This window comes from Lysinibacillus sp. G1-3 (genome assembly GCF_056322905.1).
Window position 1 is genome coordinate 80,841 of record NZ_JBWHYQ010000015.1, and the last position, 13,683, is coordinate 94,523.

Annotated in this window: 12 protein-coding genes; 9 read left to right on the forward strand and 3 right to left on the reverse strand. The window is 38.4% G+C overall.

The features are described from left to right. Positions 1 to 232: 232 nt before the first annotated feature. Positions 233 to 1,930 carry a GNAT family N-acetyltransferase gene (locus ACVYAD_RS16790; RefSeq protein WP_476427225.1) on the forward strand — a complete coding sequence of 566 codons (1,698 nt, stop codon included), beginning with the start codon at positions 233 to 235 and terminating at the stop codon, positions 1,928 to 1,930. A 335-nt stretch (positions 1,931 to 2,265) separates the two neighbouring features. Here the strand turns inward: ACVYAD_RS16790 and ACVYAD_RS16795 are convergent, their stop codons facing one another. Then, positions 2,266 to 2,955: an NUMOD4 domain-containing protein gene (locus ACVYAD_RS16795; RefSeq protein WP_476427226.1), complete on the reverse strand. Its 690-nt coding sequence runs from the start codon at positions 2,953 to 2,955 to the stop codon at positions 2,266 to 2,268. Between the two features lie 552 nt (positions 2,956 to 3,507). Here ACVYAD_RS16795 and ACVYAD_RS16800 point away from each other — a divergent pair. The 8 genes from ACVYAD_RS16800 (at position 3,508) to ACVYAD_RS16835 (ending at position 12,049) form a co-directional block, all read left to right on the forward strand. Next, positions 3,508 to 3,951, forward strand: a complete 444-nt coding sequence (locus ACVYAD_RS16800) for an SACOL1771 family peroxiredoxin (protein WP_476427228.1) — start codon at positions 3,508 to 3,510, stop codon at positions 3,949 to 3,951. Positions 3,952 to 4,256: 305 nt separating this feature from the next. Next, positions 4,257 to 4,892, forward strand: a complete 636-nt coding sequence (locus ACVYAD_RS16805) for a sugar transferase (RefSeq protein ID WP_476427229.1) — start codon at positions 4,257 to 4,259, stop codon at positions 4,890 to 4,892. 14 nt (positions 4,893 to 4,906) lie between these two features. Next, on the forward strand, positions 4,907 to 6,034 hold the full coding sequence (locus ACVYAD_RS16810) for a glycosyltransferase family 4 protein (RefSeq protein ID WP_349661649.1): 1,128 nt from the start codon (positions 4,907 to 4,909) through the stop codon (positions 6,032 to 6,034). Continuing rightward, on the forward strand, positions 6,027 to 7,709 hold the full coding sequence (locus tag ACVYAD_RS16815) for a GNAT family N-acetyltransferase (RefSeq protein ID WP_476427269.1): 1,683 nt from the start codon (positions 6,027 to 6,029) through the stop codon (positions 7,707 to 7,709). The genes ACVYAD_RS16810 and ACVYAD_RS16815 overlap by 8 nt, the downstream gene beginning before the upstream one ends. Further along, positions 7,690 to 8,436: a hypothetical protein gene (locus tag ACVYAD_RS16820; RefSeq protein ID WP_386830175.1), complete on the forward strand. Its 747-nt coding sequence runs from the start codon at positions 7,690 to 7,692 to the stop codon at positions 8,434 to 8,436. The genes ACVYAD_RS16815 and ACVYAD_RS16820 overlap by 20 nt, the downstream gene beginning before the upstream one ends. Further along, the gene (locus ACVYAD_RS16825) at positions 8,424 to 9,449 is read left to right on the forward strand and encodes a polysaccharide deacetylase family protein (RefSeq protein ID WP_349661646.1); all 1,026 of its coding nucleotides are present in this window, start codon (positions 8,424 to 8,426) and stop codon (positions 9,447 to 9,449) included. Before ACVYAD_RS16820 ends, ACVYAD_RS16825 begins: the two co-directional genes overlap by 13 nt. 590 nt (positions 9,450 to 10,039) lie before the next feature. Further along, positions 10,040 to 11,029 (forward strand): agmatinase family protein, encoded by a 990-nt coding sequence (locus tag ACVYAD_RS16830; RefSeq protein WP_476427230.1) that lies wholly within the window; start codon positions 10,040 to 10,042, stop codon positions 11,027 to 11,029. 132 nt (positions 11,030 to 11,161) lie between these two features. Continuing rightward, entirely contained in the window at positions 11,162 to 12,049 is an 888-nt protein-coding gene (locus ACVYAD_RS16835; protein ID WP_476427231.1) for a 5'-3' exonuclease, read from the forward strand. 408 nt (positions 12,050 to 12,457) lie between these two features. Here the strand turns inward: ACVYAD_RS16835 and ACVYAD_RS16840 are convergent, their stop codons facing one another. Together ACVYAD_RS16840 and ACVYAD_RS16845 are read right to left on the reverse strand one after the other, a co-directional pair. Further along, a complete protein-coding gene (locus ACVYAD_RS16840) occupies positions 12,458 to 12,961 on the reverse strand; it encodes a C39 family peptidase (protein WP_386830180.1) in 504 nt (167 codons plus the stop codon). A 255-nt stretch (positions 12,962 to 13,216) separates the two neighbouring features. Beyond that, on the reverse strand, positions 13,217 to 13,534 hold the full coding sequence (locus ACVYAD_RS16845) for a thioredoxin family protein (RefSeq protein ID WP_349661643.1): 318 nt from the start codon (positions 13,532 to 13,534) through the stop codon (positions 13,217 to 13,219). Positions 13,535 to 13,683 lie beyond the last annotated feature (149 nt).

Here is a 13,683-nt window from a genome sequence, read left to right on the forward strand (position 1 = left end):
TTTTTCGTTTGATCTTCATTCAATTGATTAATAAAGGGTTCTATAAGTTAATAGATACGAATATAGATTCAATTAAGTGTTAAATTTGTTTCTACCCAAAAATAGGGATGATATTTATCAAAATGCATGTCAACTATAAGTTATGGTGTAGAGCCTGAGCGACACTACGTAGGAATGGAGATCCCACTTTATGGAGATGAACTGTAAAAAATAGAAGGGAGAGATTATACACGTGCTATCTTATAGACTCGTAACAACGATAGAAGAGTTAGAGTTCTATAAAAGTACTTGGTCACAAATACTTGAACGTGAAAAAAATAATAATCCATTCATTGAATTTGAATGGGTTTCGACATGGTGGACGACGTTAGGTATTCATGACAACGTAGAGATTTACATAGTCGAGCATAAAGGTATGGCGATAGCCTTTTTCCCGTTTGTTCGTTGTCAACGATTAGGTGGTATACAGTATTATATTTTTTTAGGACAAGGGTTTGCATCGTATATGGACGTCATTGCAGAGAAGCAATGGAAGGAACCCGCAATAAAATACTTACTAAAGGAGCTTTCTCAGAAAGATGGTCGGTTTATTATAGCGTTAAATGGCTTGTTAGAAAGTGAACATACATCTCAAATATTAGAAAAATATGCAATAGAGCATCAAGTACCTCATTCTATTTTTCGTACGGTCACGTCTTATATTGATTTTCAATCTATAAAGCTAGAGGATTTTCTTCATAAGCATAGAAAAAAATTTAAATCGATTCAACGGCGTGAAAAAAAGTTAAAGGCGCTTGGTCAAGTATCTTTTCAAGAGGTACATCCTGAAGGTCTAGCTGGCATGTTTAATTTGTTTGCGAGAAGGTGGCGGAAGAAACTCGATACAAGTGGGTTTACAGAAGCTAAAACACGACTCTTTTTTGAGCGATTGGCAAAGGAGAAAAGTAACGCGTTTCGAGTAGAAGTAGATAGTCTCCAGTTTGGGGGATATTGGATTGGCTTTACTATCGATATTTGCTGTAGAGATCGAAATTTTTGCCAAGCTATGGGACATGAACCTGATTTTAATATGTTCGGACCTGGTCGTATAATCGAGAGAGAAAATATGCTCAAAGCACACGCTAAGAACTATCGTTTTTATGATTTAGGTAGCGGTTATGAGCCCTACAAGTTTGAGTGGTATACGGATGTTGATTTTTCAAGAAAATTTGTAATGAGTACAAACGGCAAAAGAGAGCGTATTTTACGGTTGATGATTGTCTTACGAGACAGATTACAAGGTCAATTAAAAAATAATCACCAGCTTGTAAAATTTAAACGAAATCGATTAGGGGAGCTGTGCTATTTTTTAAAAAATGCCAGACTAAAGGATTGGTTCCGTTCTTTCAAAAAGGGAATTAATCGCATGATAGCTGTTTATATGTTTGATATTTATGTTGCTAAGAATGGACAATGTAAAACTACATCCAGTTTTAATGAAGTGTTTATTCAGGATGTGATGGCATGGGAGGGGCGTGCTAATTACGTATCAAACTATCATAAAGGCTATCGGATCTTTAGAAATAGCGCGAATGAAATAGCTTATGTAAGACATGATCAGCTATTTCGTGAAGAAGCGACAGGATTTACACTCAAGCTTCCATCAAATGTTTCCTACATTAAAGAAAAAAATCAACAGCTGTCCGATATAGTTGCCAATGTGCAGAAGGAAGGAATCGCCGTCTGTACATCCGTTTATTGGTATGAAAGAAAAAGACGTAGAGAGCTAGCGCAATTAGGCTTTCAAAGGATAGAGAGGATAAAAATAATTCAATTATTTAATAAGAAAAAGATATACTGCCAAGAAAGCAATTGGTTAACATATCTTCAATCACAAGGGCAAAATATTGACCAACTATGGCAATTAGCGCTATTACCTTTATTAATCTAACTTCTTTCAGCAAATGTCTTTTGTACCGAATGTGTAGTTACAGATACAGGTGTCCAAACACCGGCTGAAAGAAGTGAAAGCCTCCGGCGGATGTCACGGAATCGGAAAGGAGTTCTTAGAGGATGTTAGCCTAAGATCATCGCATCCATGCGATAACGGCTAACTGACCTGCATCGGTAAAAACGCCACGTCCTGTGGCATTACCGAAATGACCGACATCGTGTCGGCCCTCGTGCAGGCCTAAGCACAAAGCCGATTCCAGACGCAATTATGCCGAGGCATAATTGATAAAAAAACCCCTAGCGTCAATACAACGACGCTAGGGATTTTTATGATTAAAAGTGTATGCCTGGTTTATCAGATAGCTTGCAGCCGGTACCATATTTCGCTTTTAGAGCACCTTTAAAATTAGTTTGCTCAAGTTCAGGGTATGCTTGTTTCCAAAGTTCAAACACATTGTGACTTGAAGCAGTACCTTCTTTTGTTAGTCGAACAATATGGAAACCATATTCATCATTGCATCGAGCTAATGGACGATTTACACGCACATTAATGATTCGACCGCTCGCTGTAACTTCATACAAGCCTTCGTAACCTGAAATGGCACGTTTTTCTTCATTAATCTCAGCTGTTTTTTCTACTTTTTCTTTCTTTTCTTTTTTTGCTTCTTTGACTTCATTTTTTTCTACAGGCTTAGTAGCTTCTTGAACTTCTTCTTTTTCTACAGGCGTAGCTACTTCTTTTACTTCCTCTGTCTCCACAGTCGTAGCCTCTTCGTTATTTTGAGGTGCAAGCTGTTCCATAATGACAAAATCCTTGTTAGAAGCTTTGTCGCTCATTGTAGCCATTATGTTCATAATAGAGCCTACATAACGCACTGGTTTATCTTTACCTTCTTCAAACACGAAAATATTATAATCGGTTTTATTCATTTTTTTCATAATAATATTTCCTGTTTTAGTAGTAAAACCGATAAATTTGTTCTTTTTAAGTGCTTGTATTGCTTGTTGCTTTGTTAAAATCATTTTTTAAATCTCCTAAAGAATTGTTTTTTCTATTCTACCATAAAATCAGCTTCTCTGTTTTTCTTAAATATTTGATGATATATTATTGCACTTAATAATTCTAAGAAAAGCGTTTATCGCCATAGTGAGAGGTTGATTTCCGCTCCGGCTGGGCGCTTTGTTGTTGCTGTCGCTTCGCTTTCGCACAGTTAAAACATTTGTTGCTGCCGCTACGCTTTCGCACAGTTAAAACATTTGTTGCTGACGCTACGCTTTCGCACAGTTAAAACATTTGTTGCTGACGCTACGCTTTCGCACAGTTAAAACATTTGCCGCTGACGCTTCGCTTTCGCGCAGATAAAACATTTGTTGTTGCTGCCGCTTCGCTTTCGCACAGAGCAAAGCTTCCTGGGGGTGTACGATGAGCCGCTTGGGGCAACCTTGCAAACTGATTCGGTTGGTAATAGAATTGGTCGGGTAATCAAGAAAACTGATCCGAGCGTGTGGAACTGCTGGGTAACTGCTGGGTAACTGCTCTAATCATATCTATATAACTAGAGGGAGGATTTTATTATGGTTCAACATTTATTTAATATGAATTTAAAATGGTCGGAGGGGAGAAATGGGACAGGTACGATTGTTGCGGACAATCTCCATACGAAAATTTCTATTCCTCGAGAAATGAATGGACCAGGGGTTGGGACAAATCCTGATGAAATGCTGCTTGGAGCGGCAGCGACGTGCTATTTAATTACACTGGCTGCATTACTTGAAAATGCGAAGGTTGATCTGTTGGATTTGTCTATGCAAGCTGAAGGTTATGTAGATGTCACGAATGGTGTTTTTACTTATGAGCGAATCGTTCATAAGCCAAAAATTGTTGTACAAAATTTAACGGAGCGAGAACAAAAGAGAATTAATCGATTAGCTGAGAAGGCAGAACAAACATGTATGATTAGTAAGGCATTAAAAGGCAATGTTCACATTGCATGTGATGTGCAAATTATACAAGGGTAACATTTGAACATATCCATTCAAGGCAGAATATATAATAATTTAGGAGTTTTTCAAAATAATTTTGGAAAACTCCTTTTTTGATGCATCCCCAAAGTTAGGGAAATGTATGCATAAACTGTAAGCTGATTGAAGTGAAGACAGGATGCCTCGGGGAAAGCGCCCAGTCGGAACGGAAATCAACCTACGTCATGGTGATGACCCCTTTTTACTATTTTATTATGAAAATGCTTTATCAAAAGTAGTTCTATAAATGTCCCAAATGAATATATAAAGTTAAGTGCTAAAAAAATGCAAAGGATGATGTATTGCACGGGCAGTTAGCTCAGACTAGAACATTTTATAGTAAAAACGGAAAAAGAATTTTTGATATTGTGGGGGCACTCCTATTACTTTTCATAACAATTCCTCTTATGTTAGTAGTTTTCCTCATTCTACTCATTAGTACAGGTCGCCCTGTTTTTTTTAAACAAATCCGTACTGGACAGGAACATCAGCGCTTTGTTATTTGGAAGCTGCGGACAATGACCATACAGGCAGTTCCAGTAAAAATGCCAAGATTGTGTGTTGACGGAATTCCGGATGATTTTTATTTTAAAACTGAACAGGATGCACGGATCACAAAGGTTGGGGCTGTTCTTCGGAAGTTAAGTATTGATGAAATTCCTCAGCTCATTAATGTCTTAAAAGGAGATATGAGTATTGTTGGACCACGGCCAGAAGTTCCAACCATTACAAATGCTTATAACAATTTACAGGCACGACGTTTAGAAGTGAAGCCTGGTTTAACTGGGCTTGCTCAAATTAACGGCCGCTCAAATATTTCTCACGGACAAAAAATTTCATATGACCTAGAATACGTTGTTAAATATTCATTTTGGATGGATATAAAAATTATTATCAAAACACTTTTCGTAGTTTTAGCGAGAACAGGTGCTTATTAAATATTAAGGAGTGTTTGGTACTGAAGATCGTTCAGCTTATTACACGGATGGATAAGATTGGTGGAGCACAAAAGCATGTGGAGGCTCTTGCCATAAAATTGAAGCAAGATGCTCACGAGGTAACTATTGTAACGGGCCATTATGATCCATCATTGTGGCGCTTTCAAGAAGAAAAAATTGATGTTATTAGTATTCCAGCTATGCAGCGGGAGATTCACTTAAAAAAGGATTTACAAACCTTTTGGCAATTAAGAACCGAATTTAAAAAAATAAAGCCAGATATTATTGCAGCCCATTCATCAAAGGCAGGAGCGATTGGACGTGTAGTAGGTAGGCTTTTACGTATTCCTACTGTTTTTACAGCCCATAGCTGGAGTTTTACCGAAGGCGTACCACATAAAAAAAAGATGGTGTATCGTCGAATGGAAAAATCAGTTCAGCCGTTAACAGCTAAGATTATTACGGTATCAGAATACGATCGCAAGTTAGCATTAACGAAAAAAATTGCTCCTGCTCAAAAAATGCTGACGATTCATAATGGCATTGACCAAATAGAGAAGCAAGTAGCGCCTAATAGAGAGAAGCAGGAGCACCCATTAATTGTGATGGTTGCTCGTTTTGAAGTGCCAAAAAGACAGGATTTATTGCTAGAGGCTTTAGCGGAGCTTTCTGATATACCTTGGCACCTTCAATTAATAGGTGATGGCTCATTACGTCCTAATTTAGAACAATTTATTGCTACTAAAGGTTTAACGGATCGTGTCTCATTTTTGGGCAATCAATTAGATGTCGCCTCTTTACTTGAGGAAAGTCATTTATTTGTTTTGCTATCAGATTGGGAGGGCTTACCGATTTCAATTATTGAAGCGATGCGAGCAGGGCTTCCGATTATTGCCACGAATGTAGGTGGCGTCAATGAGTTAGTTTCTGATAATGAAAATGGATTTTTAATTAACCGAGATGATAAAGACCTATTAAAGAACAGGCTTAAACAACTGTTGATGGATAAGAACAGTCGTCAAAAAATGGGGGACGCAAGTGAGCGTAGATTTTTAAGGGATTTTACGTTTCTACCAATGTATCAGAAGACTCTATTTGTCTACGAACAAGCTGTATCAAAGTCCGTTAAGAAAGGTGATTAATTTGCAATTAATTCGCATTCGAACAGATGATGAGCTTATGTGGTACAAGGATATTTGGGATGGAATTTTAGAAGCGGAGGGCAATGATAATCCATTTATAGAATTTGCTTGGTTTTATAACTGGTGGCAAATTGTTGGGCGTAGAGAGCGCGTTGAACTCTATGCTGTTGAAGAAAATGGTGCGATCATTGCCTTTTTCCCCTTTACGATTCGACTTCGATGGGGAGTACGAATTTATGCCTTTGCTGGAGAAAATATTGCAAATTACTCCGGTGTTGTAGCGGAAAAAGATTGGCTGTTTCCTGCTACGACCTTTGTATTTGATCAGCTCATTGAAAAGTATAAACATCTACTATTTTCGTTTCATGGTTTATTGGAAAGCAAAGACTCTACAAAGGTTATCGAGCAATATTTTGTTGAAAGGCAGTTACGCCCGAGTATTTTTCGTGTAGTAACACCGTATCTCGCCTTTCGCGATATAGATTTTCATAGCTATTTCAATCAACGTAGAAAAATGCATGGTGTGGATCGAAGAGAACGGAAGCTACGGAAATTAGGCTCATTAACGAGGAAAATACCTTCACAGGATGAGCTTTGGCAAATGTTTAAATTATTTAATCGACGATGGGCAAAAAAAATAGACACAAGTAATTTTACGAAGGGCAAGAAAAAGGATTTCTTCGAACAGTTAACGTTTCTTCAAGGGGAAGCGTTGCAAGCTAAGGTAGACGCACTTGTTTTTGAAGACCAATGGATTGCTTTTACCTATGGAATTTGCTGTCGAGGACGTTATGTCACTTATGCACTAGCGCATGAGCCGACATTTAATATATTTGGGCCAGGTAGATTAGTGAATCAAGAAACGATCAAGCGAATCTATTCTGAAGATTATCGCTTGTTCGATATGAGTATTGGCTATGAGCCGTATAAGTTCGATTGGCGCTCTAATATTGATTTTACAAGGCGTATGCTCGTAAGCAGTGGAACGAAACGAGCGAAGCTATTGGCGGGTCATTTTACGCTGAAGGAACGACTAAAGGAATTATTAAAAGGCAATCATCGTATTGTTGAGTGGAAACGCAATACTCTAGGTCAATTACGTTACTTAGTAAAGTATGGAAAAGTGAAAGATTGGCTAGAATATGGACAACTATTCGTAGAAAAATTTATTCGTTATAAGCAAGTGGATTTGTATGAATTATCCCCATCAGATAGTGTGACACCGAATCGGCCTGTAGGTGATTTGTTTGAGGAGTTGTCGATTCAGGAGGCGATGCAACTCGATGATGAGGAAATTATTTCTTTATTTTATAAGGGATACACTATTTATAAAGATTCTTTTGCAACAACGAATAAGCCTGCGTTTGCGTTACATGCGGTGAACTGGCGTATAGATGAATTGCAAATTGTTGAAGCATTGCCGAAGCAGACATGTTTTTTAACCTATGATGTTTATAAAAATATCGATATTATCACAGCCTTTTTCCAAAAAATGAAACCTGCACAAACACTTTGGGTTACTGCAAGCTTTTGGCACTGGCGAAAGCGTAAACGATTATTGCAGCTAGGCTATAAACGTATTTCTCGAATGAAACATTTTAAATGTGCTCGTTATGAGCGAAATCATGTAGAAAAATACACAGAGAGTGGGGGCGATGTTCATTCTGTCCATTAAAAGTAAGCGATGGAATATCGCAATGCAGCATTTTTATTTTGTAGAAAAGCCAGCCAATGTTAGAAAATCAATGAAGGTCGTTGGCTATACAAATTCACTTGTACCGAGCCGTAAGCTTGTTAAAAGTGAAACGGTTCATATTCACCTGACAGATAGTGAGTTATCATTGTATCTTGCTCTTTCCGAAAGTAATCGAAAAATACTTCGTCGTGCACAAAAAGAGTCCTATCAAGTTTTTATTTATAAAGAACCATCAGATGAAAATTTACGAGCCTTTCAACAGTTTTATAATAATTTTGCGAAAAGGAAAAAACTCGAGCTTATAAGTAAGTCTCAAATGGAAGCTATTACGCTCTTAAAAGATAAAGGAGCGTTATGGTTGTCTGAGATTCGAAGTATTTGTGGACAAACACTTTGCTATAGACTCGATATTGTTTACGGTAAAAAAGCAATGTCCTATTATGTAGCGACTTGTCATTCTCAATCGGTGCCAGATCATTTAAAAAGACCAGTTCGTTATGCAAATCGTTTCTTACTCTGGCACAATTTATTGCATTTAAAGGAGCAGGGCTTTAGTTTATATGATATGGGGAAGCTAACGGATGACCAAAATGTTCGTGCATTTAAGCAAGGCTTCGGTGGACAAGTCGTCGATGTATACTCTGGCTACATTACTCAATCAAAAATACGTGCACTGTTATTGGGCGTGCAAAAATGGAGGAAGTAGTAATTGAAGTGAATCGTGGAGGACTTGTTATATCATTGGATTTTGAGCTAAATTGGGGTGTCCACGATGTATTTAAGTACGGACAATACAATAAAAATTTATATGGTGTGCGTGAGGCGCTGCCTAAAATACTAGAGTTGTTTGAACAATATGGCATTCATGCGACTTGGGCTACGGTTGGCCTATTGTTTGCAGAAACAAAAGCAGAAATGGCTCACTACTTAAGAGGGATCCCTGTAAAATATAAAAACAGGCATTATGCAGCACATACACAATTTGCAAAAGTAGGAGAAGATGAGCAGGATGACCTCTTACATTTCGGCAAATCCTTAATTGAGAAAATTAAACATACACCACATCAAGAAATAGGAAGTCATACATTTTCACATTTTTACTGTTTAGAAAGTGGACAAACTGAAGCAGATTTTCGTGCAGATTTACACGCAACTGCAATGATTTCTGAAGAATATATCACACCGATGAAATCGATTGTTTTTCCACGAAATCAAGTGAATGAAGCATATTTCCCAGCATGTCAGGAAGTAGGGTTTATATGCTATCGCGGAAATGAAAAACATCCGTTATACGATCCTCAAAAATTCACAAAAAAAGGTCGACTATTAGGTGCAAAAAAATGGCTGGATAGCTATGTGAATGTAACAGGAAATCATCTAGTAACACTAGAAGAAATGCAAAAGGATTCCTTTATTAACATTCGTTCAAGTGCATTTTTAAGACCTTATTGTAGCCCATTACGATTATTTGAAGGCTTCAAGGTTAAGCGTATTAAAGAGGGAATGCATGCAGCTGCAATGTCTCAAGCTTTTTATCATTTATGGTGGCACCCTCATAATTTTGGCAAGAACATAGAAAAAAATTTAGCAATGCTTGAGGAACTTTTACAGTACTATCAGGAATTGCGTCAACAATATAACTTTCAAAGCTATACGATGCACGAGGTCGCAGAGCTTTGCCAATCTTTATCCCGCAAAAGCCCTATCGGTGAAGACTAATAATCGGTGAGGTGAAAAACCCCACTGTATAGGAAAAGGAGCAAACTAGAAAATTGCCTAGTTTGCTCCTTTTTATGTTCTAGGGGTAAATGGATTGTGGGGAATTTTTCAAAATTAAGAGGAAAAATCCTGAACTTTGACGAAATTATATGTACTAATGGTACTATTAATGTTATAGGTAATTCTCTAGGTATTTTTAAAGAGGACGAAAAATAATACAGGGCAATTGACTTTAATTTTGCTCATCACCTGAAAGATGGGGATGACATTTTGTTAGAACTTATGTTATGTGGATAAATTGATTGGAGTGGAGGCTGGGCGACTCCTCGGGGATCAGCGATAGAGGAACGAAGGCTCATCGAAGCCCCCAGGAAGCTATGCTCTGCGCGATAGCGAAGCGGCAGCAACAAATGTTTTAACTGTGCGAAAGAGAAACGGCAGCAACAAATGTTTTAACTGTGCGAAAGCGAAGCGGCAGCAACAAATGTTTTAACTGTGCGAAAGCGAAGCGGCAGCAACAAAGCGCCCAGTCAGAACGGAAATCAATCCCACGCTAAGATATAGAAAAATGCATGAAGGTGGTCGAAAACATGTTTATTCAACCAGAATGGCAGTATAAGCAAGAAAATGGTTCAGCTATGCATCAATGGGTTAAACAAAAAGAAAATCCGGTTCCAAGTGATGTAGATATAATTTTGTACGGAGCTTTATTATCGTATAGTAGTAAACCATCCAAGAAAGCACTATATCCAACAGCGTTCCGAAAGGCTTGGCCAAGCTTTCAATCTTATAATTTAGATGAGCAAGTAGATTTGCGCTCGTTGGCAGTCGTTGATGTAGGCGATGTGGCTATCCACGAGACGGATCGAATGCTTTCAGAGTCAGCTATTGAAGCTGCTGCAGAAAGCTTAAGTACCGCATATTCTAAAAGTTTCACCTGTCTTATAGGTGGGGATCATGCGATTACAGCTTGCTCCTTAAGAGGAATAAAGAATGCTTTTCCAAAGGATCGCATAGGGATTATTCAAATTGATACGCATTTGGATGCCCGGAATCAGGAGGAAATTGGTTTAGCTATGGATTCTCCAATGCAGAGGCTTATTGCAACAGGGATTGTAGAGGGAAAACATATTTATAATGTCGGGCTACACGGCTTTTTTAATTCCCCAGAAATGATTCACTATGCGAAAGAACAAGGAATTCATATGATTACGTTAAAGCAAATGCGTCGTGATGGCATTCAATTAACCATTCGCGAAATGCTCCGTCAGCTTATGTATGAGGTAGATCGCATTTATGTATCTGTCGATTTGGATGTACTTGATATTACATTCGCCCCAGATGTTCCTGCAGCAACACCGGGTGGATTAACGGCTTATGAATTATTCGATATCCTAAAGCTTATTGGAGAAAATGAAGGAGTCCGCCATATTGACTTTGTTTATGCGGATCCAAAAGAGGGGGACCTACGTCCAGAAACCGTAAAGATGGGCGTAACAGCATTTTTGCAATGGTTAACAGGTATTCGACTGGATTACCGCAACCGAATTTCAAAAAGAGGCAACGCCCTAATTAGATAGTTCGAAAATGAGACGTAGAATGATGGCTTGTATATATTTACAATGAAGTTTGATAATAGTTTGCTATAATAGAACAATGCTTACTAATGAATTACTACAATCATTGTATTGTTATAGAGAGGATTATTTATCATGACAACAAAACCAAAACTACTAATTGTTGATGGCATGGCGCTATTATTCCGTTCATTTTTTGCATCTGCAGCGATGGGGCATTATATTCGCCTTGCAGATGGGACACCTTCGAATGGCGCTCAAGGATTTGTGCGTCATGTATTAATGGCACAATCTATTATGAAGCCGACACACCTTGCTGTTTGTTGGGATATGGGTGCACACACATTCCGCAATGAATTATTTGATGGCTATAAGGCTAATCGACCATCACCACCAGAGGAAATGCTACCGCAATTTGATATGGCGAAAAATTTATCTCAACAAATCGGCTGGCAAAACTTCGGTGTGAAAGGGATGGAGGCAGATGATTTAATTGGCTCAATGATTACAAAATTTCAGGATGAGGCTGACATTACGGTAATTAGTGGAGACAAGGATTTACTGCAGCTTTTAAGACCGTCAACGGAAATTGCTTTTACGAAAAAAGGCTACACAGAATATGACGTTTATACACATACACGCTTTCAAGAGGAATTTGGCATTGAACCTATTCAATTTGCACAGGTCAAGGCTTTTATGGGGGATACGAGTGACGGTTACCCAGGCGTTAAGGGAATTGGACCTAAGCAGGCACTTACGTTAATTCAAACATATGGTTCTATAGAAAATGTTCTTACATCACTAGACGAATTAAAGCCTGGTCAACGTACGAAAATTAAAGAGAATTTAGAGATGCTAAAATTGTCACATGAGCTTGCAACGATTCAAACGAACGTGCCAATCGAGGCAGATTTAGCGAGCTTAGTATTACCGAACTACGAGCCCCAAACGTTCAAAGAAATAGAACAAAGTGGCTACACATTAATCGCAAAGCAGGCACGCTCGTTGTATTCACTTATTTAACTTCTTTCAGCGCATGTCACGAAAATCGAAAAGGAGTTCCAGAGGATGTTAGCCTAAAATCATCGCATCCACTGACCTGCATCGGTAAAAGCGCCACGTCCTGTGGCATTACCGAAATGACCGACATCGTGTCGGCCCTCGTGTTGCTGACGCTACGTTAGCACTGCGCTTTCGCACAAAAAACATCTGCGGGACTAAGCACAAAGCCGATTCCGGATGCAATTATGCCGAGGTATAATTGATTAATAAACTTCAAGTTATTCACGCAGAGTATAGAAATATGCTCTGCTTTTTTATAGCTATAAACAAGATCTCCATGATCATGCTTTTTGCATAAGTTCTAAAAGGTATTCTTGAACAGTAAATAAGTGAAAAAAGAACGTGTCTAACATTGTAGGCACGCTTTCGTTAGTTCGGTTTGATTTTGACGAAGCTCAATACTTTCTCATTATCTTTAAAAGGAGCCGTTCGAATTTTACTTTCACGATTAGGGCCACCATTATCATGGAACATTAACAACAGCTCATCATTTCGTATTTCATAACCAATCAGAGGTACCCAATGATACGCGAAGGCAGCCTTTTTATCGCACCAATTCAGGCTAAAATATCGGTCAAAGCGCATGGCGACAGATCGACCTGCATCGATTTCCTGCATAGCCTCCTTTAAAGTACAATCACGAATATCCCATGTCGGACGGAGCTGACGAAGATTGCGAATTAGACGCCACTTAAATAACCCGATTTTCGTGCCACCGAGAAGTTTATAAAGCTCATTTACCGAAGGAGCTTGATCTTCCAAGTAGTTTAAGATTACGTGTACCGTTGTAGGTCCACAAGCGGAATTACGATAGTTGGGTGAAATGGCTGCATCATATTGTGATTTTCCAAGTAGCGACAATTGTTGGCGCATCATAATCTCCTTTCTAAAAAAGAGCTGCATTTCAAAAAGAAATGCAGCTCTTTCATCGCAGATAGAATTCTGTAACTTGCGGCTGATACTTCGCTTTCGCCACAGCTCAGTAGTTCTTCTATATTAACTTTGCTATTTTAGCCTAGTTAATTATTTCTGTGCAGATAAAAACTCAGTAACTTGTGGCTGACGCTTCGCTTTCGCCACAGATACGTAGCTCTTCTACATCAAATTTGCTAATATAGCCTATCTAAATTATTGTTGTGCAGATAAAAACTCAGTAACTTGCTGAGGTGTTTTAGCATTAGCACTATGTAAGTGTGCTAATTTTTCACCGTTTTGGAAAATTAGTAGGCTTGGAATACCCATTACATCATATTTGTCCGCAATTTCTGGAAGTTCATCACGGTTAAGTTCATACCAGTCAAATTGGTTGTACTCTTCGATAATTGGATCGATGAACATATTCATGCGTGTGCAATCTGGGCACCATCCAGCGTAAAATTTTACTAGCACTTTTTGGTCACCAGAGATCAGTTCATTAAATTGGTCAGCAGTTGTAATTGTTTTCATTTGTTATTTCACTCTCCTCGCTTACCATTCTACACATTTTTAACGCAACCTGAAAGTTTTCTGTTTGGAATAATCGCTATCTGCTTATTGTCTTGTTTTCGCTCGTAAAAAACGAAAAAAGTTGTATATTGCAAAAATAATTGGTGAAA